Source organism: Flavobacterium seoulense, from assembly GCF_000695795.1.
GTDB lineage: Bacteria > Bacteroidota > Bacteroidia > Flavobacteriales > Flavobacteriaceae > Flavobacterium > Flavobacterium seoulense.
Map to the genome: position 1 here is coordinate 121,242 of NZ_JNCA01000006.1, position 26,304 is coordinate 147,545.

24 protein-coding genes are annotated in these 26,304 nt (G+C 34.6%); 9 read left to right on the plus strand and 15 right to left on the minus strand.

Annotated features, from left to right (window positions below):
* Positions 1-10 precede the first annotated feature (10 nt).
* The 8 genes from FEM21_RS03530 to pyrE all read right to left on the minus strand — a co-directional run bounded on the left by FEM21_RS03530 (position 11) and on the right by pyrE (position 8,114).
* The gene (locus FEM21_RS03530; protein WP_035657864.1) at positions 11-670 is read right to left on the minus strand and encodes a response regulator transcription factor; all 660 of its coding nucleotides are present in this window, start codon (positions 668-670) and stop codon (positions 11-13) included.
* Positions 671-756: 86 nt separating this feature from the next.
* Complete coding sequence (locus FEM21_RS03535; RefSeq protein ID WP_035657867.1) at positions 757-2,565, minus strand: sensor histidine kinase; 1,809 nt, start codon at positions 2,563-2,565, stop codon at positions 757-759.
* A 15-nt stretch (positions 2,566-2,580) separates the two neighbouring features.
* Positions 2,581-3,168 (minus strand): DUF4202 domain-containing protein, encoded by a 588-nt coding sequence (locus FEM21_RS03540; RefSeq protein WP_035657868.1) that lies wholly within the window; start codon positions 3,166-3,168, stop codon positions 2,581-2,583.
* A 32-nt stretch (positions 3,169-3,200) separates the two neighbouring features.
* A complete protein-coding gene (gene nirD, locus FEM21_RS03545) occupies positions 3,201-3,578 on the minus strand; it encodes a nitrite reductase small subunit NirD (RefSeq protein ID WP_035657870.1) in 378 nt (125 codons plus the stop codon).
* A gap of 96 nt (positions 3,579-3,674) precedes the next feature.
* Positions 3,675-6,182, minus strand: a complete 2,508-nt coding sequence (nirB, locus tag FEM21_RS03550) for a nitrite reductase large subunit NirB (protein WP_035657872.1) — start codon at positions 6,180-6,182, stop codon at positions 3,675-3,677.
* 411 nt (positions 6,183-6,593) lie between these two features.
* Positions 6,594-6,848 (minus strand): heavy-metal-associated domain-containing protein, encoded by a 255-nt coding sequence (locus FEM21_RS03555; RefSeq protein ID WP_035657875.1) that lies wholly within the window; start codon positions 6,846-6,848, stop codon positions 6,594-6,596.
* A 210-nt stretch (positions 6,849-7,058) separates the two neighbouring features.
* Positions 7,059-7,451 carry an SRPBCC family protein gene (locus tag FEM21_RS03560; protein WP_035657876.1) on the minus strand — a complete coding sequence of 131 codons (393 nt, stop codon included), beginning with the start codon at positions 7,449-7,451 and terminating at the stop codon, positions 7,059-7,061.
* Positions 7,452-7,472: 21 nt separating this feature from the next.
* A complete protein-coding gene (gene pyrE / locus FEM21_RS03565) occupies positions 7,473-8,114 on the minus strand; it encodes an orotate phosphoribosyltransferase (RefSeq protein ID WP_035657878.1) in 642 nt (213 codons plus the stop codon).
* A 7-nt stretch (positions 8,115-8,121) separates the two neighbouring features.
* On the opposite strand from pyrE, the gene FEM21_RS03570 reads away from it, so the two are divergent.
* The gene (locus FEM21_RS03570) at positions 8,122-8,727 is read left to right on the plus strand and encodes an NUDIX hydrolase (RefSeq protein WP_035657880.1); all 606 of its coding nucleotides are present in this window, start codon (positions 8,122-8,124) and stop codon (positions 8,725-8,727) included.
* Between the two features lie 131 nt (positions 8,728-8,858).
* Positions 8,859-9,380, plus strand: coding sequence for a DUF4251 domain-containing protein (locus FEM21_RS03575; RefSeq protein ID WP_035657887.1), 522 nt, complete (start codon positions 8,859-8,861; stop codon positions 9,378-9,380).
* 53 nt (positions 9,381-9,433) lie between these two features.
* On the opposite strand, the gene FEM21_RS03580 is transcribed toward FEM21_RS03575, so the two are convergent.
* The 6 genes from FEM21_RS03580 to FEM21_RS03605 form a co-directional block, all read right to left on the minus strand.
* Positions 9,434-11,239, minus strand: a complete 1,806-nt coding sequence (locus tag FEM21_RS03580) for an acyl-CoA dehydrogenase family protein (protein ID WP_035657889.1) — start codon at positions 11,237-11,239, stop codon at positions 9,434-9,436.
* Between the two features lie 54 nt (positions 11,240-11,293).
* Positions 11,294-11,647, minus strand: a complete 354-nt coding sequence (locus FEM21_RS03585) for a four helix bundle protein (protein ID WP_035657892.1) — start codon at positions 11,645-11,647, stop codon at positions 11,294-11,296.
* A 42-nt stretch (positions 11,648-11,689) separates the two neighbouring features.
* A complete protein-coding gene (locus FEM21_RS03590; protein ID WP_035657895.1) occupies positions 11,690-12,871 on the minus strand; it encodes an acetyl-CoA C-acyltransferase in 1,182 nt (393 codons plus the stop codon).
* A gap of 95 nt (positions 12,872-12,966) precedes the next feature.
* Complete coding sequence (locus tag FEM21_RS03595; RefSeq protein WP_035657896.1) at positions 12,967-15,357, minus strand: 3-hydroxyacyl-CoA dehydrogenase/enoyl-CoA hydratase family protein; 2,391 nt, start codon at positions 15,355-15,357, stop codon at positions 12,967-12,969.
* A gap of 38 nt (positions 15,358-15,395) precedes the next feature.
* A complete protein-coding gene (locus FEM21_RS03600; protein WP_035657898.1) occupies positions 15,396-15,866 on the minus strand; it encodes a MarR family winged helix-turn-helix transcriptional regulator in 471 nt (156 codons plus the stop codon).
* 239 nt (positions 15,867-16,105) lie between these two features.
* Positions 16,106-17,884, minus strand: coding sequence for an AMP-dependent synthetase/ligase (locus FEM21_RS03605; RefSeq protein WP_035657899.1), 1,779 nt, complete (start codon positions 17,882-17,884; stop codon positions 16,106-16,108).
* Positions 17,885-18,204: 320 nt separating this feature from the next.
* Here FEM21_RS03605 and katG point away from each other — a divergent pair, with 320 nt between their 5' ends.
* From katG to FEM21_RS03620, 3 genes are all read left to right on the plus strand, one after another.
* Positions 18,205-20,472: a catalase/peroxidase HPI gene (katG, locus tag FEM21_RS03610; RefSeq protein ID WP_035657902.1), complete on the plus strand. Its 2,268-nt coding sequence runs from the start codon at positions 18,205-18,207 to the stop codon at positions 20,470-20,472.
* A 179-nt stretch (positions 20,473-20,651) separates the two neighbouring features.
* A complete protein-coding gene (locus tag FEM21_RS03615; protein ID WP_035657905.1) occupies positions 20,652-20,912 on the plus strand; it encodes a SemiSWEET family sugar transporter in 261 nt (86 codons plus the stop codon).
* A 41-nt stretch (positions 20,913-20,953) separates the two neighbouring features.
* Positions 20,954-21,190 (plus strand): hypothetical protein, encoded by a 237-nt coding sequence (locus tag FEM21_RS03620; RefSeq protein WP_035657906.1) that lies wholly within the window; start codon positions 20,954-20,956, stop codon positions 21,188-21,190.
* Between the two features lie 52 nt (positions 21,191-21,242).
* Here the strand turns inward: FEM21_RS03620 and fahA are convergent, their stop codons facing one another.
* Positions 21,243-22,526 carry a fumarylacetoacetase gene (gene fahA / locus FEM21_RS03625; protein WP_035657909.1) on the minus strand — a complete coding sequence of 428 codons (1,284 nt, stop codon included), beginning with the start codon at positions 22,524-22,526 and terminating at the stop codon, positions 21,243-21,245.
* Positions 22,527-22,633: 107 nt separating this feature from the next.
* Here fahA and glyA point away from each other — a divergent pair, with 107 nt between their 5' ends.
* From glyA to FEM21_RS03645, 4 genes are all read left to right on the plus strand, one after another.
* Positions 22,634-23,908 (plus strand): serine hydroxymethyltransferase, encoded by a 1,275-nt coding sequence (gene glyA / locus FEM21_RS03630; protein WP_035657911.1) that lies wholly within the window; start codon positions 22,634-22,636, stop codon positions 23,906-23,908.
* A 91-nt stretch (positions 23,909-23,999) separates the two neighbouring features.
* On the plus strand, positions 24,000-24,593 hold the full coding sequence (gene miaE / locus FEM21_RS03635) for a tRNA-(ms[2]io[6]A)-hydroxylase (RefSeq protein ID WP_035657912.1): 594 nt from the start codon (positions 24,000-24,002) through the stop codon (positions 24,591-24,593).
* Positions 24,594-24,701: 108 nt separating this feature from the next.
* Positions 24,702-25,745, plus strand: coding sequence for a GMP reductase (locus FEM21_RS03640; protein WP_035657914.1), 1,044 nt, complete (start codon positions 24,702-24,704; stop codon positions 25,743-25,745).
* 3 nt (positions 25,746-25,748) lie between these two features.
* Positions 25,749-26,243, plus strand: a complete 495-nt coding sequence (locus FEM21_RS03645) for a GNAT family N-acetyltransferase (protein ID WP_035657917.1) — start codon at positions 25,749-25,751, stop codon at positions 26,241-26,243.
* Positions 26,244-26,304: the final 61 nt, after the last annotated feature.

Below are 26,304 nucleotides of genomic sequence, written 5' to 3' on the forward strand. Positions count from 1 at the left end.
AACTCTTTTTTTAGATTAAAGAATATTCAGTTGCTTTGTTAGAGAGTTCCATTAAGTTTTTAACTTTCAGTTTTTTCATTAGGTTAAAACGGTGTACTTCGGCAGTACGTTTACTGATTTCTAAGGCTTCGGCGATTTCCTTGTTTCCCTTACCGGATAATAATAAAGTAAGGATTTCTTTTTCCCTTTTGGTAATCGTTAAATCTTCGGCAATAGATGGTTTTGGTTCTAATGAAGTAGTGCTATTGGTTAACTGATTGATTAAAATTGACGAAATATCTCCAGTAAAATACTTTCCTCCATTGGCTACAGAATGCAATGCTTTTAAAAATTCCTCTTTACTGGAACCTTTTAATAAATAACCATCAGCACCGGCTTTGATTGATTTTAAAACATATTCTTCTGATTCGTGCATCGATAGCACAATGATTTTTACAGGATTATTCAGGTTGCGTAATTTTTCAACAACTTCAATACCGGTATGATGCGGCATTCTAATATCTACAATTAATAAGTCAGGGTTTGTTGTGGTTACTACTTCTAATGCTTCTAAGCCATCAGTCGCTTCACCTACTACAACTATATTTTTTTCGCTTTCTAATAATGATTTTATACCATCTCTCACAAAAAAATGATCATCTGCTAGTACAACTCTAATTATATCGCTCATAATTTAATAGTTTAAAAATCTAATACTTAAATACTTAATTTTAAAGTCTGTGCAATATACGTATTTTTTACGTATTTAAACTGATTTTAAATAGGAATGTTAAAAGTAATTCGGGTTCCTTCACCTGGAATCGAATTGATAAAAGCGCGTCCGTTAATGTATTGAACACGTTCTTTCATAAATAATAAGCCCATTCCAGACTCACTATTTCTCTTTTTTTCGACTGATGCCACATCAAATCCTTTACCGTTATCATCAATAGTAATACTTAGTATTTTATTGCTGTGCGAAAGTTGTACAATAATATGTGAAGATTCGGCATACTTAATCGCATTGTTAATGGCTTCCTGAGTAAGACGGTAAATATTGATTTCGATTAAAGAATCTAATCTTTGGTCAAAATCAGTTTTATTGTAAAACTGAACATTTTTACCTGTTAATTTTCCAAGTTCTAAAGTAAGTTTAGCAATCGAAGAAACTATACCGTGATCGCTCAATTCCGGCGGCATCAGGTTGAAAGTTGCTGTACGGACACCTTTGATAATATCTAACGAAAGTTTCTTTAAATACTCAATTTTTTGGGCTGATTTCTCTTTGTCATCTAAGTTGATGCTTTCTAAGCTGAATTTTAATCCTGTAAGCATTTGCCCGATACCATCATGGATTTCGCGTGCAATTCTGTTTTGCTCGTTTTCCTGATTTTCAACAATCTTACTTGAAATGATTTTTTGCTGGTTTATTTTTTCAATAATGTTCTCACGGTTGAGTCGTTCTACTTCTAATTCGGCATTTTTTCGAACAGTGATATCAAAACAGATTACCAGTAATTCTAACTCTTCTTTTTTTATCCGCACAGGAATCATAGCCATATCGAGCCAGAGCGTGTTGCCGTTTTTATCGGTAGTGTTGAGTTCGCCTTGCCAGCCGCTTCGCTGTTTTTCGGCAATAATACGGTCGATGTCTAATTGTTCTTTTTCTACAGTTGTAATGGCTTTAGAAAAATTTTTATCAGCATCAAATGAAGGATTGTATTGTAATAATTTAGAAAATTTATCGCCCATGTGGATGATTTTTCCTAACGGACTAATGCGGCAATACAATAAGGTGTTCTCCATAGCAAAATTGAGTGATTTCAATTCTTTTACGGAGTTTTCTTTAATTATACTTAAGGCTTCAGTATCACGCGCGAGCTTGATAGCTCTTCTCTCAGACGATAATAATTTAGAAATTAAAATTTCAATTTTTTTATTGGTAGGCTTGAAGATAAAAAAGAATTCAAGCAATAAAATAAGCAAAGTAAAGCTCAAAATTCCGTATTCAATATTACGTTGTTTGGTTACTTTTTCTAATGCCTCGTATTCATATTGACCTACAATAACATTCATTTTAGTAACAAATAAGGCAACATTGTCAAGTATGCCTTTTACCTCTTGCTGGCTTATTGTATGCGAAATGTGTTTTTCTCTGTCAATTAAATATTGAGTGGTAGCTTTTTCAATATAATTAACATTAGGTTGTACAGCATTAAATAATTCTAAAAGATGTATGCTTTTGGTTTCGGGAAATTTAAGGCTGTCATTTCCTTTTTGTAAGGCTTCGTGAGTAAATTTCCAGAGCGCGAGCGTTTTTTTTATATTCGAAATAACCTCCTGGTCATTGGAACTATCTGCATCCGAATTTAAAATTAGTATTTCCTTAGCTAATTTTTGACTCAGCATTCGTTGTTTTCCCGAAATATTAATCAATTTCGAATCATTAAGCTGGCTGTTAATGTTATGCTGAATGAGCAGCTGGCTTAAAAGAATGGTTATAGCAATAGTAATTAAGGCAAACAGATACATTTGCTTTAATTTTTTGAAATTAAGAGTTTCAGAAAAGGCTCTTGCTTCTTTCATGATAAATAAATCAGGTTACAATCCGAGTGATTCTTTTATCAATTGCAAATTTGCCTCAGTGTAACTTATTTTTAAAGCTTCCTGATGTCCTTTTTCAGACATTTTATTCCATGTTTTCAGGATAATATTTTTTAGTTTTTCTGTATCGTGTTTTTGAACAAAAGGATCTAAATAATATTCAAGAAAAACAAGACAAATTACGTCTTCAAGAAGTTGGGTTTCTTCGTCTTTTTTTAATAATTTTTTTTCGATAAGAAAGGATACTCTGTCGATAAATTCTTGTGAATATCCTGATTTTGCTAAAATTTCGGCAGTAGTTTTGGCGTGGAATTTTTTTAATTCTTCACGCCATTTTAAATAACCTACACGATCCATTGGATAGGATTCACGAGGCATTTTCCAGCGGCAAATATGCTGTGCTTTTGCTGCAATTTGAATTTCCTCAGAAGCATTTGGATGAAAATCCATCAGCCTTTGGTACATTCTATCGGAATATAATAGCTCTTTTGGGTAAGATTTCGATTGAAATATCTCACTATTAGGATCTTGGGCATTTTCGGCATCAATCCTTGCGCTGGCGTTTTGAAATGGTGTTAGTGTCATTTGAAAAAGTGTGTGTTTTCAAAGATACATAATTATTCTAAGAAGCCAACGAATACTTCGTTATCTACTACTTTTACCGGGTAAGTTGCAATAGAAAAATCATCACCGTTTAAGTTAGATCCATCCACGAGAGAGAATGTTTTTTTGTGCATTGGACAGGCAATTTTAGGAACACCATCAGCTGAACCTGTCATTCCACGTGACAAAACCATTTCCATTTTATGCGGACAGGCATTTTGACAAGCGTACCATTCGTTTCTTCTTTCGAAATTAAAAACAGCAATTTGTTTGTCTTTGTATTTAATACATCCACCTCTATTACTTGGAAAGTCTTTAATGTTTCCGGCTTTGAACCAGGTAGTTACTTCATTTATAGAAACCGATTTGTATTTGTCTAAAATATTTTCCATGATTTGTATGTTTTGGCTTTATCCATTACTTCAACTACTTTGTGAGGAGCTGAAGTAATGTAAAAAAAGTGTGTTTGTTTTGTTCTTAAAATTTAATTACCAGGCTTTTGGCATTTTTTGGTCTCTTAAAGGAATGTATTCAATATTATCGTCCTTCTCGTCAGAGTTAACAAAATGGCTAAAGCGTTTCATCAATCTTGGTTTTTCTAATACTTGTTTCCATTCGCATTCAAATGTTCCAACCAATTGTTCCATTTCAGCTTCCAGAGTTTCGCAAATTCCAATGCGGTCATGGATAATTACTTCTTTTAAATAATCTAAACCACCTTCTAATTTTTCTAACCAGGTAGAAGTTCTAATTAGCGGACCAGCTGTACGAATGTAGTACATAAGGAAACGATCCATGTATTTGAATACGGTTTCTTTGTCTATTTGTTCGGCTAAAAGAACGGCGTGTTTAGGATTTGCTCCACCGTTTCCACAGATGTAAAGGTTCCATCCGCCTTCAACAGCAATTACTCCAAAGTCTTTTCCTCTTGCTTCGGCACATTCTCTAATACAAGCCGAAACTCCTCCTTTTAATTTGTGCGGAGAACGAATACCTCTGTAACGGTTTTCAAGTTCGATAGCAAAAGTGGTACTGTCGTCCATTCCGTAACGACACCAGGCGTTACCTACACAACTTTTTACGGCACGCAATGATTTTCCATAAGCATGTCCGCTTTCAAAACCATTTTCGATAAGAATTCGCCATATTTCAGGTAAATCATTTAGTGAAGCTCCAAATAAATCAACACGTTGTGCTCCGGTAATTTTAGTATATAAATCGAATTGTTTAGCTACTTCACCAATTACAATTAGTTTTTCCGGAGTGATTTCACCACCTGCAATTCTTGGAACAACAGAATAGGTTCCGTTTCTTTGAATATTAGCAAGGTATCTGTCATTAGTATCCTGAGTAGTTACGTGTTTGTTAGCCGTATCATTATAAATACTAGAGAAAATAGAAGCTACTAAAGGTTTACAAACTTCGCAACCATCTCCGTTTCCATGATGGTCAATAACTTCATAAAAGTTAGTGTATTTGTTGATTTTAACCAGGTCAAACAATTCTTGTCTGGTGTGATTAAAGTGCTCACAAATACTTTCTTTGATTTCTTTACCAATTGATTTTTGGGCAGCTTTTACTAAATCAGCAACCATTGGTTTACAACCACCACAACCAGAAGTTGCTTTGGTAGTTTTTACTACATCACCGAATGTTTCACAAGTTCCATCTGTAATCGAACAGCAAATAGCTCCTTTAGTTACATTTTCACAAGAACAAATTACAGCAGTATCAGGTAAATCAGAAGCACTTCCGAATGAAGAAGCTTCTCCGCCTCTTGCTCCTAAAATTAAATCTTCAGGGTTAGGAGGCAATGCCATCCCGTTGCTGTAAATTTGGAATAATCCGTTGTAATCGCTTGCATCACCGACAAGAATTCCTCCCAAGAGTTTTTTTCCGTCTTTGGTAACATTAACTCTTTTATAAATTCCGCTGAATTTGTTTTCGTAAACAATTGCGGTAACTTCATCATTTTCGATAAAAGGATCTCCAAAACTCGCTACTTCAACACCAATCAATTTTAGTTGTGTTGACATATCGATAACTTCTCTCATCGTTTTGTCGCCATTCATGATTTGCTCTGCAGCAACATCAGCCATTTCATATCCCGGAGCAACAAGACCGTAAATCATGTGGTTGTAAAGTGCGACCTCACCAATAGCAAAAATATTAGGATCTGAAGTTTGCATTTTATTATCTACAACAACACCACCTCTAACACCTACTTCAAGTCCGCAAACTCTTCCTAGTTCGTCACGAGGTTTGATACCTGCAGAAATTACCAGCATATCTACTTTTAGTAAATCATCGCCTTCAAACATCATTCCTGTTATAGCGTCTTCACCGGCAATATATTGAGTAGATTTGTTCAAGTGGATGCCAATTCCTAATTCTTCAATTTTAGATTGTAGCATATCACTTGCGCCTTTGTCTAATTGTCTTGGCATTAAACGAGGAGCAAATTCTACTACATGAGCATTCAATCCTAAATCACGAACGGCTTTAGCAGCTTCTAGTCCCAGTAATCCACCACCAAGGACTGCAGCTTCTGTTGCGCCGTTTTGTTTTATTTTTTTAGCATACGCCATAATAGCGTCTAGATCTTCAATTGTTCTGTAAACAAAAACACCTTCTTTGTCTACACCTTCAATAGGTGGTACAAATGCAGCCGAACCTGTAGCTAAAACTAAGTAATCATACTCGTGTGTGTTTTCTAGGTGAGTATGTATTGTTTTTTGTTCTCTGTTAATGTCTGTAATTAATTCAGAAGTATTAAGTATAATGTTATTTTCCTCATACCAGCTTGAAGTTGATAATGATAAATCTTCAGCACTTTTTCCAGCAAAGTATTCACTTAAGTGAACTCTGTCATAAGCACGTCTTGGCTCTTCTCCAAATACGGTGATTTGATAATTTTCATGTCCTTGTTTTGATACAAATTTTTCACAAAATTTATATCCTACCATTCCGTTTCCGACTACTATTACTTTTATCATAATATCATTATTAAGTATTACGAAGCAAATATACGTATTAATACTTATTTTAAATACTTAATTTTTGTTTTTTGATGTTAATTGAGATATTGTGAAAACAAAAGGAATAAAATGGATAATATGTAAAAAAAGAGCTGGAGTTTTTTCGTTTTTTAATCTATTGAAACTATAAACTTTAGTTTTTGAGATGTTTTTAACCTTAAAAATAGAAATATTACTACTTAGTATTGGATGACTTAGTAAGAATGTAACGAGATTTTAAGTAGAAATAACTTTTTTATACTTAATTTGATTGTTTTGTTGAAATTAAAAAAAAGCTTTTTTAAGTAGGATTACTTAAATCTGAAGAGAAATGTATAAAAAAACTCCTCTTAGAATTTAAGAGGAGTTTTTAATTTTGATGTTTTTAAATTATATAAGTGCTTTAGGAATGGCGTGAAAACCAGTTGCGATAACGGTAGTTTCTATATCCTCGACACTAATCATTTTATTAGTAAATACTGTAAATTCTTTTGGGAAAATAGTATTATTGATTTGGACTTCTGTAACGCCATCAAGTTTTAGAAGGGCATTTTTTATTTGTTTTAATTCAGTTTCGTGATCTGCATTTGTTCCAAAAACTTTACCATGTTCTCCTGGAATAATATTGTCTGATAATAAACTCATAATATATGTTTTTAATTAATATTCTTTGAGTCTTTATAAAAGAACTCTACATTAAATTTAAGCATTTATCTTAAATATTTCATTAAAACAACTCTCAACTTTCTGTTAATATTTTTGGTAACGATTGTTTAAATTATTGAAATCCTCTAAAAAAAGAAACCCTTTTAGTCCGGGAACTAAAAGGGTTTTTATATAAGTTAAAATAGTGTACTATAGTTTAGGCATATTAGTAACCAAAGTTTCTATTAATTTGCTAATTGGACCTTTAACCATCATAGCCATCATTGGGTTAAAACTTCCTTCAAAATCCAGTTTTGCAGAACTTGTATTAGCAGAAAGGCTTTCGATAGTTGCTATTAATGTAAAAGGAACTTTGTCAGATGCAGCACCAAATACAATTTTGTTAGGAGCTATTTTTTCGATCACTTTCAATTGAATTTCGGGCATTCCTTTTAGACCAAAAAGAAAAGAATCGTCTCCAATAACTTCAAACTTAGCAATGTTTTCAGGCATTAGTTTTTCGAAATTTTTCATATCAGTCAATAAATTGAATAATTCATCTGCCGATTTTTCAACGTTTACCTTTGGACTTTCTAAGTTCATGATTTATTATTTTAATTGCTTTTATCTACCCCAGGTAGAAGGAGTAACGCTCCATTCTCTTAAAGTACTTTCTTCTTTTTCAGTAATGTATTTTTTAGCTACAGCTAAGTTTAAAAGATTTTGGTAATTACTTAAAGTGTATAAATCCAGTTTGGCTTGTTTAAAGTTTTCTTCGGCAACATCAAAACCATAAGTAAAAATGGCAGCCATTCCTTTAATATTAGCTCCTGCATTACGTAAAGCTTCAACCGCAAGTAAGCTGCTGTTTCCTGTACTGATTAAATCCTCAACAACTACTACATTCTGTCCTTTTTGCAGGAAACCTTCCACTTGGTTTTGACGACCGTGTTTTTTAGGTTCCGGACGAACATATACAAATGGTAACCCCATGCTTTCGGCAACAAGCATACCTATTCCGATAGCTCCTGTTGCAACTCCGGCAATGACATCTGGTTTTCCAAATTGTTTTTCAATGTTTTTTGCAAATTCATCTCTTACATAATTTCTTATTGTTGGAAATGAAAGAATTAGACGGTTATCACAATAAATAGGTGATTTCCATCCGGAAGCCCATGTAAAAGAATTTTCAGGATTCAATTTAATTGCATTTATTTGTAAAAGCAATTCGGCTGTTTTTTCGGCTGTATCTTTATTAAAAATCATAGTACAAATGTATAAAGTTTTTGTGAACGACAAACCACTTTTTTTGACAAATAAAATCTCAAAAGAAACTGATTTTAAGCTTTTTTTGTTAGAAAGTATTGATATTGAACAAATTATTATCAAAATTTTTCAAAATAAAATTCAAAAAGCGTATCTCTATCATCCTGATGAAAAGGAGATTATGAAAACTTTAAAAACTAAAATTCCAGTCAATAAAGCAGGAGGAGGTTTGGTTTACAATAAGAAAGGGGAGGTGTTGTTTATTTTTCGAAATGGAAAATGGGATTTACCAAAAGGCGGTGTCGAAAAGAAAGAAGAAATTGAGCAAACTGCTATGCGTGAGGTAGAAGAAGAAACAGGGGTAAACCAATTGCGAATTACTAATAAATTGCAAAAAACCTATCATGTTTTTAAACGTAACGGAGTTTATAAATTAAAAATTACACATTGGTTCGAAATGTTCTCTGATTTTGAAGGAACACCACAAGGACAGCTGGAAGAAGGAATCGAAAAAGTTGCCTGGATTCACCCTAATGAAATTCCCGAAGTTTTGAAAAATTCTTATGAAAATATCAAGTTGTTATTTGAAGAAGAAAAGCAACTTAAATTCTAAAACTTTACTACTAAATCATTTTTTCAATTTTAATTAAAACAGGAATAATTTTTGTTATTTCAAAAAGTGTATCTTTAATATAAGATGTTGTATTTCAGGTGTCTTTTGTGTAATTGTAAAAATCATAAATTATGAAAATATTAAAATCAGTTATTTTAGTACTGCTTTGTTTTAATGTATTAATTGGATATTCTCAGCAAAAAACAAAAAAGCAACTTAGAATTGAGAAAAAAGTAGCCAAAGAAAAAGAAATCGAAAAGTTAATTAATGCTAAAGAGTTTCAATTTGTAGCCAGAAATTCAAATTCGCCCTCTTTTCGAATGATCGATTTAAGCATTATTCCTAATTACATTAGGTTTAAAACAGATTTTATAAAAAGTGAAATGCCATTTTTTGGTCGGGGATTTAGTGGATTAGGCTACGGAGGAAGTGATACTGGTTTGAAATTTGAAGGAGTTCCTGAAAATTTTACTGTCAAGAAAAATAAGAAAGAGTATTCGGTTAAAACTTCAGTAAAAGGAAAGCAGGACAATTTTGATATAACGCTTTCAGTTTCTTTTGAAGGAAGTGCTACGCTAACAATTATTAGTAACAATAGAGAATCGATTTCTTATTTTGGAGAAATATCAGCTTTAGAAGAAGAGAAAAAATAAAATAAAAACGTCCCAAATCGGGACGTTTTTTATGTTTAAATGCAAAAATTAGATTAAAAACAATACTTGTTTTCGGCAATAATTTTAGCGCTAATAGTTCTTCTAATTTCAACGATGTTTGGCATATTCGTGTATTTGGTGTAACGTCTCAATCCCATTAACATCATGCGTTGTTCATCGCCTTCGGCAAAAGAAATAATGCTTTCTTTTCCTTTTTGGGTAACAATATCAACGGCTTTGTATAAGTATAATTTAGCCATAGCAATTTGTTCTTTTATATTTGCTTCGCCTTCTTTTTTAGCTAATTTTTCGGTTCTTAAAATGGTAGATTCAGCCATATAGATTTCGATTAAAATATCTGCCGAAGCTATCAGTAATTGCTGTTCGTTATCTAGGTTTGGACCATATTTTTGAACAGCACCACCAGCAACCATTAAAAAAGCTTTTTTCAATTTGCTGATCATTTCTTTTTCTTCTGCAAATAATTCAGAATAATCAGGAGTTTCAAATGATGGAATTCCCATTAAATCTTCTTGCACTTTAGAAGCCGGACCTAATAAATCTACTTGTCCTTTCATCGCTTTTTTAATCAGCATTCCTACTGAAAGCATACGGTTGATTTCGTTAGTTCCTTCGTAAATGCGGGTAATTCGAGCATCACGCCAGGCACTTTCCATCGGAGTGTCTTCAGAGAATCCCATGCCTCCAAAGATTTGAATTCCTTCGTCAGAACAATTTTGAATATCTTCTGAAACCGCTACTTTTAAAATAGCACATTCGATAGCAAATTCTTCAACACCTTTTAATTCAGCTTCCTGATGCGAAGTGCCTTCGCTTTCGCGAATAGCAATGCGTTCTTCGATACTTTTGGCAGCTCGGTAAACAGCGCTTTCTCCAGCATAACAGCTAGTAGCCATTTCGGCCAGTTTGTATCGGATGGCTCCAAATTTAGAAATAGGAACATCAAATTGTATTCTTTCATTCGAATATTTAACTGATCCTGTTATGATTCTTCGTTGTGAATCTAAGCAGGCGGCAGCTAGTTTTATACGACCAACATTCAGAGCATTCATCGCAATTTTAAAACCGTTTCCTCTTTCGGAAAGCATGTTTTCTAAAGGAACTTTGGTTTCGTTAAAGAAAACCTGACGTGTTGATGAAGCGCGAATTCCTAGTTTGTGTTCTTCTTCATTGGTCGAAATTCCGTTTTCAGGATCATTTTCGACAATAAAACCGGTAATGTTTTTGTCGTCTTCAATTCGGGCAAAAACTATGAAAAGCGAACAGAAACCAGCATTGGTAATCCACATTTTTTGACCTGTAATTTTATAATGTGTACCATCTTCAGATAAAACGGCTTTGGTTTTTCCTGAATTGGCATCGCTTCCCGCTCCAGGCTCTGTTAAACAATATGCGCCAAACCATTCTCCTGAAGCTAATTTAGGAACGTATTTTTGTTTTTGTTCTTCAGTTCCATATAAGGTGATTGGCAAGGTTCCAATTCCGGTATGGGCACCAAAAGCACTCGAAAATGATCCTGTTGCACCTGAAATGTAATCGCAAACTAAGACTGTATCAACAAATCCCATTCCCATTCCGCCATAAGCTTCAGGGACAGAAATGCTCAAAAGTCCCAGTTCGGCAGCTTTTTGCATGCATTCAACAGTAAAAGAAAAGTCTCTTTTTTCAAAGCGATCTTTGTTAGGCCAAAGTTCTTTGTCAACAAATTCCTTGACCATATCACGCATCATTTTTTGTTCTTCAGAGAAATCTTCCGGAATAAAAATGTCTTCGCATTTTGTTTCTTTAACTAAAAACTGACCACCACGAGTCACGTTTTTTTCGATTGTATCTGCCATGGGTTGTGTTTTTTTAGATTAGAAAATAGAATAGAGAGAATAGAACATAGATTTTTACTTAAGATTGTTTTGGAATGACATCGTCATTCTTTGAAATTCTTCTATTTTAGTTTCTAATAGGTTAAAAGTTGTTTCGTTAATATATTTTCTATGTTTTGAAATTAAAAGTTGTGTATTTAATTCGAATGAGGAGCCCAGAGTAATATCAATAAAATGACTGAATGATTTATCTGTTCTAGCTGATCCTTCTGCAATGTTGCTAGGTATTGAAATGGAGCATCTGCTAATCTGTGAACTTAAATCATATCTTTCATGTTTAGGGAATTCTAATAAAATATCAGAAATGTCGTTGGCAATTTCTATTCCTAGCTGCCAAATTTTCAAATTCTTATAATTATGTCTAGTCATTTGATTTCGTCTATTTTCTATTCTCTCTGTTCTAATTTCTTTCTACAATAACTCAAAAATCCCCGCTGCTCCTTGTCCTGTTCCTACACACATAGTAACCATACCATATTTATTACCACGTCGTTTCATTTCGTCGAATAATTGTACTGATAGTTTGGCTCCTGTACAACCTAAAGGATGGCCTAAGGCAATAGCGCCTCCGTTTACATTCACAATATCAGGATTGAGTTCAAGTTCTCTGATTACTGCTAAAGATTGTGATGCAAAAGCTTCGTTTAGTTCTATTAAGTCAATGTCTTTCAATTGTAATCCGGCTTGCTTTAAAGCTTTAGGGATGGCTTTTACAGGTCCAATTCCCATAATTCTTGGCTCAACACCTGCCGAAGCATAATTAACTAATCGTGCAATAGGTTGCAGGTTTAACTCTTTTACTAATTCTTCGCTCATGATTAAAACAAAGGCAGCGCCGTCACTCATTTGCGATGAGGTTCCGGCTGTCACACTTCCGTCAGCGGCGAAAACAGGTTTTAATTTAGATAAGGCTTCTAATGAAGTATCAGCTCTCGGACCTTCATCTTTATTGACAACATAGGATGTGGTTTCTTTTTTCCCTTTGGCATTAACAAAAGTTTGCTCGATGGTAATAGGGACGATTTGCTTGTCAAATTTCCCTTCAGCTTGTGCTTTTAATGCTTTTTGATGTGAATTATATCCAAATAAATCCTGATCTTCTCTCGAAATTTTGAATTGTTTTGCCACAGCTTCGGCTGTTAATCCCATTCCCCAATAATAATCTTCATGCCCTGCTTTGGCAACGGCATAATCGGGAGTAGGGCGGTAGCCACCCATTGGAATAAAACTCATACTTTCGGCACCACCGGCTATAATACAATCCGCCATTCCCGATTGAATACGGGCAGTTGCCATTCCGATGGTTTCTATTCCTGAAGCACAATATCTGTTTACGGTTACACCCGGAACATCATTTATTTCTAATCCCATCAAGGAGATTAGTCGTCCAAAATTCAATCCTTGTTCGGCTTCCGGCATGGCATTTCCTACCATGACATCATCAATTCGTTTTTTGTCGAAATCAGGCAATTCATTCATCATATGCTGAATGGTTTCTGCGGCCAGTTCATCAGGGCGTTTGAAACGGAATACACCTTTTGGCGCTTTTCCAACCGCTGTTCTATATGCTTTTACTATGTAGGCTGTTTTCATATTTTTTTTATTTTTAAGAGTAGAGAATATAGAGTATAGAAAATAGACTTTAAACGTTTTCTGAAATCTATGTTCTATTCTCTTTGCTCTATTTTCTAATTGCGAAGTGGTTTTCCTGATTTCAACATATATTGAATACGTTCCAATGTTTTTCTTTCGGTACAAAGCGATAAGAAAGCTTCTCTTTCCAGATCCAATAAATATTGTTCGGAAACTAATGTTGGTTCGGATAAATCACCACCAGCCATGACGTAGGCTAGTTTGTTGGCTATTTTTTTATCGTGTTCAGATATATAGTTTCCTGCCAGCATTTGGTCAGTTCCTACTAAAAACATTCCTAATGCTTGTTTTCCTAAAACTTTAATATCGTTTCTTCTGATAGGTTGGGTGTAGCCTGCTTCAGCCATTAAAAGAGCATGTTTTTTAGCTTCTGCAATTTGGCGGTCTTTATTTACTACAATGATATCCTTGCCGTGTTGTAATAAACCGGTATCAAAAGCTTCATATCCAGAAGTCGAAACTTTAGCCATGGCAATAGTCAGGAAATATTCCTGTAAAGTATTTAATTCGACATCGTTTTTTCGAAACAAATCAGAGGCACGTAATGTTAATTCTTTCGAACCACCACCTCCTGGAATTACGCCTACGCCAAATTCCACTAATCCCATATAAGTTTCTGCGGCAGCTACCACTTTATCAGCATGTAAACTCATTTCGCATCCGCCACCAAAAGTCATTCCATGTGGTGCAACAATTACTGGAATTGAAGAATAACGTACACGCATCATCGTGTCCTGAAATAGCTTGATAGCCATATTTAATTCGTCGTACTCTTGTTCAACCGCCATCATGAATATCATTCCGATATTGGCTCCAACCGAAAAATTAGCGGCTTGATTTCCAATAACCAATCCGGAATATTCTTTTTCAGCTAAATCAATTCCTTTGTTGATGGCTTGTAATACATCGCCACCAATGGTATTCATCTTCGATTTGAATTCGATATTTAAAATTCCATCACCTAAATCTTCGATGATCGCTCCGCTGTTACTCCATACTTTTTTACTTTCTCGAATGTTGTTCAGAATAATAAAAGCATCTTGTCCGGGAACTTTTTCCTGAGATTTTTTCGAAATATCATAAAAATAAGTTGCTCCTTCTTTTATGGTATAAAAACTCTTATTTTCTGAAGCTATCATTTCATCAACCCATGGAGCAGGAGTATGACCTTCGGCTTTTATTATTTCAATCCCTTTCTCAACTCCGATGGCATCCCAAATTTCGAATGGTCCATTTTCCCAGCCAAAACCGGCTTTCATAGCATCGTCAATCTTGTATAAATCATCAGATATTTCAGGGATTCTATTAGAAACATAAGCAAAAAGAGCCGCAAAGCTTTTTCTGTAAAATTCACCCGCTTTATCAGTTCCTTTTAGTAAAACTTTAAAACGATCGATAGGTTTTTCAATGGTTTTTGTGAGTTCTAAAGTTGCAAATGAAGCTTTTTTGGCTGTACGATATTCTAAAGTATTTAAATCCAAAGAAAGAATATCTTTGTCTACTTTTTTATAAAATCCTTGTCCTGTTTTACTTCCAAACCATTTATTTTCGACCATTTTACTGATGAATTCAGGAAGTTTGAATAATTCGTGAGCTTCATCCTCAGGACAGTTTTCATAAATTCCATTGGCAACATGCACCAAAGTATCTAAACCTACCACATCAACGGTTCTAAAAGTAGCCGATTTAGGTCGGCCAATTACAGGACCGGTTAGTTTATCGACTTCTTCAATAGTTAAATTCATTTCTTTAACCAAATGAAACAAACTTTGGATTCCGAAAACGCCAATTCGGTTTCCAATAAAAGCCGGAGTATCTTTAGCAACTACCGAAGTCTTGCCTAAAAACTGTTCTCCATAATTATTAAGGAAAGCCAATACTTCGCCAGAAGTTTTTGGTCCCGGAATGATTTCGAATAATTTTAAGTAACGCGCCGGATTAAAAAAGTGTGTTCCGCAGAAGTGTTTCTGGAAATCATCTGAACGTCCTTCGCTCATAAAATGAATTGGAATTCCGGAAGTATTTGATGTAACTAATGTTCCCGGAGTTCGGTATTGATCAATTTGCTCAAAAACTATTTTTTTAACATCTAATCGCTCCACCACAACTTCAATAATCCAGTCTACATTGGCAATTTTTGCCATATCATCTGTTGTATTTCCTGTGGTGATTCTGCTGGCGAATTTTTGATGATAGATAGGCGAAGGTTTCGATTTTAAGGAATTAGCTAAGTGTTCATTAACAATTCGGTTTCTAACTGCCTTACTTTCCAGTGTGAGTCCTTTTTTACTTTCAATTTCAGTAAGCTCTTTTGGGATAATATCCAAAAGCAATACTTCGACACCAATGTTGGCAAAATGACAAGCAATCCCTGAACCCATGATTCCTGAACCAATTACGGCAACTTTTTTAATTGTGCGTTTCATACTTTGTTATTATTTATTTTTATCTGAAGCTAATGATGTTAATCTTTTTTCGATTTAGCGATTTCATTTTCAGATTGGTTAAATATTTCTTTCTCTTGTATTAATCTGTTGATGGTTTCGGCAACTTCAATAAAATTTTGCCATTTTTCATCAGAGATATGTTTTTTTATACTTTCGTTAAATTGAATCACGGTACTTTTGGATAGTGCTCTTTTTTCTTTACCGTAATCAGTAAGGTAAATTAAAACTCCACGTCCATCATCTGGATTTTTCTTTTTAATGATTAATCCCTTTTCTTCCATTGATTTTAATGTACGAGTCAGACTGGTGGCTTCTATTCCCATTTTTGGACCTAAGGCTGTCGATGGCGTTCCGTTTTCTTTGTCAATATTGAGCAACGTAAATCCTGTTGCCATGGTCGCGCCATATTTGGTCGCTTCTTCATTGTACATTCTGGAAATAGCCTGCCAGGTTCCTCTTAAAATATAGTCTATGGATTTATTTTTCATGTGGCATGCTATTTAAATTAATCTCAATCTGAAAAGCATTTAATTATCATAATCATTTAATTTTTGATTAAAAATTATGATATTAGTGTATCTGTTGTTTCAAATATAATAAAAAATAGTATGCATGCATAGTAAAAAACAGCTATTTTTTTGTTAAAAAAACAGTTTTTTATAATAAAAAAGAGATTGTTTCACTACACATGAAACAATCTCTTTTGTGTTTAAGAAATTAGCTTTGTTTAAGTGCTGTATATTTTATTATACAAATCCTGATATTTCTCTAATACGTTTTTACGTTTTAATTTGAGTGTAGGAGTGAGTTCTCCTCCGTCAATTGACCAAACGTTTGGGGTGAGTTCAAATTTTTTAATTTGTTCCCAATGTCCAAATTTGCTATTAATACTCTCAATTTCCTGTTGGATTCGGGCAATTACTTTTTCGTTTGTTACGATAGTTTCATTTGTTTTTCCAATATCCACTTTATTTTTTCTAGCCCATTCTTTGACAAATTCAAAATTAGGCTGGATAAATGCACCCGGCATTTTTTGTCCTTCACCTATAACCATAATTTGTTCAATAAAACGCGACTGCTTCATGGTATTTTCTATCAACTGCGGAGCAATGTATTTTCCTCCTGAAGTTTTGAACATTTCTTTTTTACGATCAGTAATTTTCAAGAAACCGTCTTGATCGATATTACCAATATCGCCAGTGTGAAAATATCCATCAGTGATGACTTCATTTGTTAGTTTTTCGTTTTTATAATAGCCTATCATTACATTAGGACCTTTACAAAGAATTTCTCCATCTTCGGCAATTTTTACTTCAACATTATCAATCACTTTTCCGACAGTTCCAATTCGAAATCCATAATTTCTCATATCATTTACGGCAATTACCGGAGAAGTTTCGGTTAAGCCGTAACCTTCCATAACTGGTATTTCGGCAGCAGCAAAAATTCGGGATAGGCGGGTTTGTAAAGCTGCACTTCCGGAAACCATAACTTCCAGTTTGCCTCCAAGTCCTTCTTTCCATTTGCTAAAAATGAGTTTTCGGGCAATTTTAAGTTGAAATTCATACCAGAATCCATTCGCTCCATAAGGTTCGTATCGTAATCCTAAATTAATCGCCCAAAAGAATAATTTCTTTTTTATGCCAGTTAGTTCAGCACCTTTGGCATAAATTTTATCGTATACTTTTTCGATTAATCGGGGAACAGCTGTAATTACATTTGGTTGGACTTCTTTAATGTTGTCGCCTATTTTTTCAATAGATTCGCCAAAATAAATTGAAACACCATAATATTGGTACAAATACAAAACCATTCTTTCAAAAATATGGCAAATAGGTAAAAAACTTAAAGCCCTGCTTTTTCCTTCTCCAAAAGGAATTCTTGGTGCGCTTCCCAAAACATTAGAAACAATATTTTGATGCGAAAGCATAACACCTTTAGGATTTCCGGTTGTTCCCGAAGTATAGATAATAGTAGCTAAATCTTCGGTTTTAATACTGTTTTTTCGCGCTTCGACTTCTTCCTGATTACTGGTGTCTTTACCTAAATCTAGTAATTCATTCCAGTTTTTACAATTTGGAATAGTATTAAAACTGTAAATTTCTTTAAGATGAGGTAAATTATGTTTAACTAAATTTATTTTTCTAAGAATTTCTTCGTCAGAAACAAAACAATAACTGGCTTCACTATGATTTAGGATATATTCATAATCGTGCTCAGAGATAGTAGGGTAGATAGGAACGGTTTGCGCTCCGGTTTGCAAAACACCTATGTCTACAATATGCCATTCGGTTCTATTGTTAGAAGAAATAATAGCAATTTTGTCATCTTTTTGTATTCCCATTCGCAATAATGCTCTGGAGATACTATTGGCTTTCGCAATGTATTCTTCTGTTGAAACTTTTACCCAAGCACCATTTTGCTTTGAAGCCAAAGCATCTGGAATTGATGTAAACTTATCCTGTTGATGGTATGGGAAATCAAAAATTCGGGTGATTGAAGTCATGGTTATAGTTTTGTGATTGCTATGCAAAATAGGAAAAAAATGTTGATTTTTCGTTTTTTAAGCATAAAAAAGTAAGTTGTATCGCAATTTTAGAGTTTTTATTTCTTGTAAGAATTAGAAGTTTATTTTTTGTGAATATTTTGTTATTCTTAACTATTTGGTATTGAGTTCTTCAATTTTTTTAGTAATTTAAACATTTAGTTGTAATAAAGCATTTGTTACATTTTGATATAGTTTTTATCTATTGAAATAAATAATTAGATAAGTTTTATATTGATAATTTAGCAATTCAACATTCAAAAAAATAAAAAAAGATAGTTATGGAAAACAATTCAAACAGTGGTGGAAAATGTCCTTTTTCAGGCAATGCTCCAAAACCAAGTGCAGGTAATGGTACACAAAATCAAGATTGGTGGCCTAATCAGTTAAAAGTTTCTATTTTACGTCAACATTCATCCAAGTCGAATCCAATGGATGAGGAATTTGATTATGCAGAAGCATTCAAGTCACTGGACTTAGAGGCTGTAAAAAGAGATCTTCATGCTTTAATGACAGATTCACAGGATTGGTGGCCTGCAGATTTTGGACACTATGGACCATTTTTTATCCGTATGGCATGGCATAGTGCGGGAACTTATCGCGTGCAGGATGGACGTGGAGGTGCAGGCGCTGGTCAGCAACGCTTTGCTCCATTAAATTCATGGCCTGATAATGTGTCTTTAGATAAAGCACGTCGTTTGATTTGGCCAATAAAACAAAAATATGGTAATAAGATTTCCTGGGCTGATTTAATTATTCTTACCGGAAATATTGCTTTAGAATCGATGGGATTCAAAACATTAGGATTTGCAGGTGGTCGTGCAGATGTTTGGGAACCAGATATGGATGTCTATTGGGGTTCTGAAAAAACATGGTTAGGTGGAGATATACGTTATGCACATGGATCACATGGAGTAGGTGGAAGAGGTGTGGTTCCTTCAGACGATGATGCTGATGGAAAAGTGCATTCCCGTAATTTAGAAAATCCATTGGCTGCTGTTCAAATGGGATTGATTTATGTAAATCCGGAAGGACCAGACGGAAATCCGGATCCTATTTTGGCAGCTCATGATATTAGAGATACTTTTTCCCGTATGGCAATGAATGATGAGGAAACCGTAGCTTTGATTGCAGGAGGTCACACCTTTGGTAAAGCGCACGGTGCGGCTTCAACGGATCATGTTGGCAAAGAACCAGAAGCTTCGGGAATTGAAGAATTAGGTTTTGGTTGGAGTAATAGTTTTGGTTCTGGTAAAGGTGCAGATACTATTAGTTCAGGTCTTGAAGTTACCTGGACAAGTAAACCAACAGAATGGACTAATTTATTCTTCGAATACTTATTAGATTTTGAATGGGAATTAACTAAAAGCCCGGCAGGAGCGCATCAATGGGTGGCAAAAAATGAGGGTGCAATTACTCCAGATGCGCATGATCCTAATAAAATGCACCAGCCAACCATGCTGACAACGGATTTATCCTTACGATTTGATCCTGAATACGCTAAAATATCAAAAAGATTTCGTGAAAATCCAGATCAGTTTGCAGATGCTTTTGCAAAAGCCTGGTTTAAATTAACACATCGTGATATGGGACCTCGTGAGCGCTATTTAGGTCCCGATGTTCCTCAGGAAGTATTTACCTGGCAGGATCCGGTTCCAACTGTAGATCATGAATTAATAGGTGCTAATGATGCCGATGTTTTAAAATCTCAAATTTTAGGATTAGGATTCTCTGTTTCAGAATTAGTAGCTACTGCCTGGGCTTCGGCATCGACTTTTAGAGGTTCAGATAAACGAGGAGGTGCAAATGGAGCCCGCATTCGATTAGAACCTCAGAAAAACTGGGAAGTAAATAACCCAGTTCAGCTAAATAAGGTTCTAACGGCTTTTGAGAATATTCAGAGTAAATTTAATAGTGCCAATGGATCTAAGAAAGTTTCTATTGCTGATTTAATTGTATTAGCCGGTAACGTTGCTGTTGAAAAAGCGGCTGCTGCTGCAGGAACAAGTATAACTGTGCCATTTGCTCCGGGTCGTACTGATGCTACTCAGGAACAAACAGATATTGAATCAGTAGGTTATTTAGAGCCTATTGCTGATGGTTTTAGAAATTATAGAAAAAATAGAAATGCCGTTTCTACCGAAGAATTATTAATAGATAAAGCGCAATTATTAACTTTGACTTCACCTGAATTAACGGTTTTAATTGGAGGTTTAAGAGCTCTGGATGCTAATTTTGATGGTTCGAAAAATGGTGTTTTGACTAATCGTCCGGGACAATTAACAACTGATTTCTTTGTTAATTTATTAGATATGGGAACGGTATGGAAAGCAATGGATGAAAGTAAAGAAGTTTATATTGGGATTGATCGTAAAACAGGTCAGCCAAAATGGACCGGAACCCGTGCAGACTTAGTTTTTGGTTCTAACTCTGAGTTAAGAGCTATTGCTGAGGTTTATGCCAGCGCAGATGCTCATACTAAATTTGTAAAAGATTTTGTGGCAGCGTGGACTAAAGTGATGAACTTAGATCGTTTTGATTTGGTTTAGACTTTTTCGAAAAAAAGAATAATAAAAGCTCTCAGAAAGTTTAAAAACTTTTTTGGGAGCTTTTTTTTGAGATAATCTTTAATTTTTTGCAGTTAAAGTAATATCTGAAATCAAGCTAGATTTGAGTTGGTAAGTATAGAATATTTCAAAAATGATTTATAAATACACAAAGAAAAGCTATGGAATTTATAGATGTTTTGGGATTTTTTGCCGGAATATGTGTTACTATTTCGGTTATACCACAAATTTGGAAGGTTTGGAAAACAAAGAAAGTTAAGGATATTTCGCTGTTAACTTTTAGTATTTTGACTTTTGGAGTTGCATTGTGGGTGGTTTACGGTGTTTTAAAGAATGATTTACCAATAATTGTTACCAATAGTATTTCATTAACATTGAATTTATTAATGGTTTACTTCATAGTTTATTATGAAAAAGAGTAGGCTGTTTCAAGGATTTTTTAATTTTTAAAAAAAGGACTAAGATGGAAGATAAAAAAGCTAATAAGAATCGTGAACTGAATAAACAAAAAGAAAATGCTGATCAGGGATTTACAGTTAGGGATGGTCATAATCCAAATAAACCTAATCCATACGAAAAACCGGTTACTGATGAACCTGATATTGAAGAGGATGATATTATTAGAATTCCAGATGATTATGATGTAATGGAAGGTGATGAGCACGAAGAAGACCATCATGATAAGAAGTCAAAAAAATAAAAAAAATCCCGTCAGGTTTTAAACAAGACGGGATTTTTTGTACGTTATAATTTTATTTTCGAACGAATGGAGGAAGTAATTTACTGGAAACTTCTCCAAATCCAATTCGAACCTGACTGTTCTCACAAAAACCTTTTATGATAACCGTATCATTATCGTTAATAAATTTTCGTTCGCTACCATCGTTTAATTTGAGTGGTTTTTGTCCTGCCCAAGTCAACTCCAGCATTGAAGCGTAACCTTCTTCTGTTGGAGCCGAAATAGCTCCGGATCCCATCATATCGCCAGAGTTTACACGACAACCATTAGAAGTATGATGTGTTAACTGCTGGTTCATGGTCCAGTACATATGTTTGAAATTAGATCTTGAAACGATAGTTGGTTCTCCATTTTCAGGCTGTAAGGAAGCCTCAAGATTAATATCAAAAGAGTGTTTTCCTTTTTGTTGTAAATAAGGCAGCGGACTCGGATTTTGTTTTGGACTAGCTACTCTAAATGGTTCTAAGGCATCCATAGTTACAATCCAGGGAGATATTGATGTGGCGAAATTTTTAGATAATAAAGGACCTAAAGGCATATATTCCCATTTTTGGATATCGCGTGCTGTCCAGTCATTTAGCAACACCATCCCGAAAATATAATCTTCGGCTTCATTAATAGGAATCATTTCTCCCATTACATTAGCATCAGTCGTGATAAAAGCAGTTTCTAATTCGAAATCAACCGAATGAGATGCTCCAAAAACAGGTGTCGATCCTTCGTATGGCAAACTTTGTCCAATAGGTCTGTGTATCGGAATTCCTGAAGGAACTATTGTAGAACTTCTTCCGTGATAACCTATAGGCATTTGCGGCCAGTTGGGTAACAAAGCATTTTCTTCGTTACGGATCATTTTTCCAATATTAGAAGCATGAATTTTACTCGAATAAAAATCAGTGTAATCGCCAATTAAAACAGGTAATTGCATTTCAACTTCCTCAATTTTAAATATCAAAATGTCTTTATGTGCCTGATTATCGCGTAAATAAGGATTATTTTCGTCAAAAATATCGGCAATGCGATTTCGAACTAATCGCCAGGTTTTTTTTCCGTCAGATATAAAATCGTTCAAAGTATCCTGAATGAACATATCATCGGTCAATTCGATACCTGAAAAATAGCCTAACTGTTGCAACGCACCTAAATCAATAGCAGAATCGCCAATGCGGGTTCCTACCGTTACAACGTTTTCTTTAGTTAAGAAAACACCAAAAGGAATGTTCTGGATTGGAAAATCACTATTTTCAGGAACCTCAATCCATGATTTTCTTTTGGTATCGTTAGCTGTTATAGGCATGTTTTGTTAATTTTTTGTTGAAAATTATTATATCAAATATATCATAATCTAACTGTTTAGCAAACGTTTTTTTGTATTTTTGCGCTAAAATATTTAAAATCTAAAAAATGCAACGCGACAAACAAATTTTTGAACTTATTCTTGAGGAACAAGACAGACAAATACATGGGTTAGAACTTATTGCTTCTGAGAACTTTGTAAGTGATGAAGTAATAGAAGCTGCTGGTTCAGTTTTGACAAATAAATATGCAGAGGGATATCCTGGTAAAAGATACTATGGAGGTTGTGAAGTAGTTGATATTGTTGAGCAAATTGCAATTGATAGAGCTAAAGAATTGTTTGGAGCTGAGTATGCTAACGTACAGCCTCACTCAGGTTCTCAGGCTAATGCATCTGTATTTCACGCTTGTTTAAAGCCTGGTGATACTATTTTAGGTTTTGATTTATCTCACGGTGGTCACTTGACTCACGGTTCTCCGGTAAACTTCTCAGGACGTGTTTACAACCCAGTTTTTTATGGTGTTGACAAAGAAACAGGTCGTTTAGATTACGATAAAATTCAGGAAATTGCAACTAAAGAGCAGCCAAAATTAATTATCGCAGGTGCTTCGGCTTATTCTCGTGATATGGATTTTGCCCGTTTCAGAGAAATTGCTGACAGCGTAGGTGCAATTTTAATGGCTGATATTTCTCATCCAGCAGGATTAATTGCTAAAGGATTATTGAATGACCCAATTCCTCACTGTCATATCGTAACTACTACAACTCACAAAACATTACGTGGACCACGTGGAGGTTTGATTTTGATGGGTAAAGATTTCGAAAATCCTTGGGGATTAACTACTCCAAAAGGAGAAATCAGAATGATGTCGGCTTTATTAGACTTAGCTGTTTTTCCTGGAAATCAAGGTGGACCTTTAATGCACATTATTGCTGCTAAAGCGGTTGCTTTTGGTGAAGCTTTGCAAGATGAGTTCTTTACTTACGCTCGTCAATTACAAAAGAATGCTAATGCAATGGCTGATGCTTTTGTAAAAAGAGGATACAACATCATCTCTGGAGGTACTGATAACCACATGATGTTAATTGACTTAAGAAACAAAGGAATTTCTGGAAAAGAAGCTGAAAACGCTTTAGTAAAAGCAGAAATCACTGTAAATAAAAACATGGTTCCATTTGATGACAAATCTCCATTTGTTACTTCTGGTATCCGTGTGGGAACTGCTGCAATCACAACTCGTGGTTTAGTAGAAGAAGATATGGAAACTATCGTAGCTATGATTGACAAAGTATTGACAAATCATACTAACGAAGATGTTATTGAAGAAGTTGCTGAAGAAGTAAACGAAATGATGAGCGAAAGAGCTATTTTCGTTTTCTAAGAATAACAAATTCTAAATTTTTAAAAGTCGAAAGTCGAAAACATAATTTTGACTTTCGACTTTTGTTTTTATAACTCATAACCTTTTAGACATGGGCGTATTACGATTACAATTGCCAACTGACCCAAGATGGGTAAATATTGTAGAGAAAAACATAGAGGAAATTCTGACTGATCATGCCTGGTGCGAACAAAAAGCGGCTACGAATGCTATTACGATTATTACCAATAATTCAGAGCATCAGGATTTGGTTGTAGATTTATTGGCTTTAGCCAAAGAAGAAATTGATCATTTCGAGCAAGTGCATAACATCATCATCAAACGCGGATTAAAATTAGGTCGCGAACGAAAAGACGATTATGTAAACGAATTGTACCAATACATGAAAAGAAGTGCCGATGGAAGCCGCGTTTCAGGTTTGGTAGAAAGATTATTGTTTTCGGCTATGATTGAAGCCAGAAGTTGCGAACGTTTCAAAGTGCTTTCTGAGAATATTCAGGACGAAGAATTGGCAGTTTTTTACAGAGAATTGATGGAAAGCGAAGCGGGGCATTACACTACCTTTATTACCTATGCCCGAAAATATGGCGAAGGAATTGATGTAGAAAAGCGTTGGAGAGAATGGCTGGAATTTGAAGAATCAATTATTTCTAATTACGGAAAAGGCGAAACCATTCACGGTTAATATATAGTTGATAAGTCTGTTTTTTCTTTGCATAATTCTCGCATAAAATTCATTACTTTTAAGAATAATAAAAGTTATTTTCCAATAACCGTTTAAAAAGTGATAATTATGCGAATAGAAACCGATTTGAAATTAGGCTTTAAAGATGTAATGATAAGACCCAAACGTTCTACGCTAAAAAGTAGAGCTGAGGTTTCTTTAGAAAGGGAATTTAAGTTTTTGCACAGTACCGCTAAATGGGATGGAATTCCCATTATGGCAGCCAATATGGATACGGTGGGAACTTTTGAAATGGCTAAAGAATTAGCCAGACATAAATTGTTCACCGCCATTCATAAGCATTATTCGGTTTCAGAATGGAATGATTTTTTATCGACAGTTTCTCCTGAATTTTACGACTATATAGCCGTTAGTACAGGAACAGGAAAAGAAGATTTTAAAAAGGTAATCGAAATTATCAATGCTAATCCGCAATTGAAATTCATTTGCATTGATGTTGCCAATGGCTATTCGGAGCAGTTTGTGAACTTTTTAAAACAGACCCGAAAACAATTTCCCGATAAGGTAATTATAGCCGGAAATGTAGTTACTGGTGAAATGGTAGAAGAATTACTTTTGGCCGGAGCCGATATTATAAAAGTGGGTATTGGTCCGGGCTCGGTTTGTACTACGAGAATAAAAACGGGTGTGGGGTATCCGCAACTTTCGGCAATTATAGAATGTGCCGATGCTGCTCATGGATTGGGCGGACATATCATTAGTGATGGCGGTTGTACGACTCCGGGAGATATTGCTAAAGCTTTTGGCGCAGGTTCTGATTTTGTGATGCTGGGCGGAATGCTCGCAGGACATGCTGAAAGTGGAGGTGAATTATTAGAAATCAAAGGCAAACAATTCAAACAATTTTATGGTATGAGTTCTGCAACTGCAATGAACAAACATGTAGGAGGTGTTGCTGAATATCGTGCCAGTGAAGGAAAAACAGTAACGATTCCTTTTAAAGGAAATGTAACCGATACAGTTTTGGATATTTTAGGAGGTTTACGCAGCAGCTGTACTTATGTAGGTGCTTCACGGTTAAAAGAACTCACAAAAAGAACCACTTTTATTCGCGTGAGCGAACAGGAGAACAGAATTTTTACAAACGAATGATTAATGATAAATATAGTTAAAGCTACTACATCTGATTTACCAATAATCAGTCAAATAGCACATCAAACCTGGCCGCTAACTTATGGAAGCATTTTGTCTTCAGCTCAATTAGAGTATATGCTTAATGCTTTTTATTCTAATGCAGCTTTACTAAAAAATATAGAAGACGGTAATGAGTTTATCATTGCAAAAGAAAATAATATTTGTTTAGGTTTTGCTTCTTTCGAACATCATTATCAAAACCAAAACGCTACTAAAATTCATAAAATTTACATTCTTCCGGAAACACAAGGAAAAGGAATTGGAAAGTTGTTGATTGATGCTATAGCTCAATTTGCAAAAGAAGACAAATCCGATACACTGCTGTTAAATGTCAACCGTTTCAATAAAGCCTTAGGTTTTTATCAAAAACTGGGTTTTCAAATTATTGAGGAAATTGATATTGAATTAGAACACGGTTATTTAATGGAGGATTATTTGATGGAGAAAGAAATTTAATTGGAAATAATAGGTTTATCGTTTTATAAGTAAAGAGTCGGACAATTGTTCGGCTTTTTTT

What these genes read in the sequence shown, in the direction of transcription:
- miaE (WP_035657912.1), top strand. Translation starts at nt 24,000, where the DNA reads ATGGGCGTATTACGATTACAATTGCCAACTGACCCAAGATGGGTAAAT.
- pyrE (WP_035657878.1), bottom strand. Translation starts at nt 8,114, where the DNA reads ATGATTTTTAATAAAGATACAGCCGAAAAAACAGCCGAATTGCTTTTA.
- FEM21_RS03590 (WP_035657895.1), bottom strand. Translation starts at nt 12,871, where the DNA reads ATGAAAACAGCCTACATAGTAAAAGCATATAGAACAGCGGTTGGAAAA.
- FEM21_RS03535 (WP_035657867.1), bottom strand. Translation starts at nt 2,565, where the DNA reads ATGAAAGAAGCAAGAGCCTTTTCTGAAACTCTTAATTTCAAAAAATTA.
- FEM21_RS03570 (WP_035657880.1), top strand. Translation starts at nt 8,122, where the DNA reads ATGTATAAAGTTTTTGTGAACGACAAACCACTTTTTTTGACAAATAAA.
- FEM21_RS03605 (WP_035657899.1), bottom strand. Translation starts at nt 17,884, where the DNA reads ATGACTTCAATCACCCGAATTTTTGATTTCCCATACCATCAACAGGAT.
- FEM21_RS03540 (WP_035657868.1), bottom strand. Translation starts at nt 3,168, where the DNA reads ATGACACTAACACCATTTCAAAACGCCAGCGCAAGGATTGATGCCGAA.
- nirD (WP_035657870.1), bottom strand. Translation starts at nt 3,578, where the DNA reads ATGGAAAATATTTTAGACAAATACAAATCGGTTTCTATAAATGAAGTA.
- fahA (WP_035657909.1), bottom strand. Translation starts at nt 22,526, where the DNA reads ATGCCTATAACAGCTAACGATACCAAAAGAAAATCATGGATTGAGGTT.
- FEM21_RS03575 (WP_035657887.1), top strand. Translation starts at nt 8,859, where the DNA reads ATGAAAATATTAAAATCAGTTATTTTAGTACTGCTTTGTTTTAATGTA.
- katG (WP_035657902.1), top strand. Translation starts at nt 18,205, where the DNA reads ATGGAAAACAATTCAAACAGTGGTGGAAAATGTCCTTTTTCAGGCAAT.
- FEM21_RS03580 (WP_035657889.1), bottom strand. Translation starts at nt 11,239, where the DNA reads ATGGCAGATACAATCGAAAAAAACGTGACTCGTGGTGGTCAGTTTTTA.
- FEM21_RS03645 (WP_035657917.1), top strand. Translation starts at nt 25,749, where the DNA reads ATGATAAATATAGTTAAAGCTACTACATCTGATTTACCAATAATCAGT.
- FEM21_RS03530 (WP_035657864.1), bottom strand. Translation starts at nt 670, where the DNA reads ATGAGCGATATAATTAGAGTTGTACTAGCAGATGATCATTTTTTTGTG.
- FEM21_RS03585 (WP_035657892.1), bottom strand. Translation starts at nt 11,647, where the DNA reads ATGACTAGACATAATTATAAGAATTTGAAAATTTGGCAGCTAGGAATA.
- FEM21_RS03615 (WP_035657905.1), top strand. Translation starts at nt 20,652, where the DNA reads ATGGAATTTATAGATGTTTTGGGATTTTTTGCCGGAATATGTGTTACT.
- FEM21_RS03640 (WP_035657914.1), top strand. Translation starts at nt 24,702, where the DNA reads ATGCGAATAGAAACCGATTTGAAATTAGGCTTTAAAGATGTAATGATA.
- FEM21_RS03555 (WP_035657875.1), bottom strand. Translation starts at nt 6,848, where the DNA reads ATGAGTTTATTATCAGACAATATTATTCCAGGAGAACATGGTAAAGTT.
- glyA (WP_035657911.1), top strand. Translation starts at nt 22,634, where the DNA reads ATGCAACGCGACAAACAAATTTTTGAACTTATTCTTGAGGAACAAGAC.
- FEM21_RS03560 (WP_035657876.1), bottom strand. Translation starts at nt 7,451, where the DNA reads ATGAACTTAGAAAGTCCAAAGGTAAACGTTGAAAAATCGGCAGATGAA.
- nirB (WP_035657872.1), bottom strand. Translation starts at nt 6,182, where the DNA reads ATGATAAAAGTAATAGTAGTCGGAAACGGAATGGTAGGATATAAATTT.
- FEM21_RS03620 (WP_035657906.1), top strand. Translation starts at nt 20,954, where the DNA reads ATGGAAGATAAAAAAGCTAATAAGAATCGTGAACTGAATAAACAAAAA.
- FEM21_RS03595 (WP_035657896.1), bottom strand. Translation starts at nt 15,357, where the DNA reads ATGAAACGCACAATTAAAAAAGTTGCCGTAATTGGTTCAGGAATCATG.
- FEM21_RS03600 (WP_035657898.1), bottom strand. Translation starts at nt 15,866, where the DNA reads ATGAAAAATAAATCCATAGACTATATTTTAAGAGGAACCTGGCAGGCT.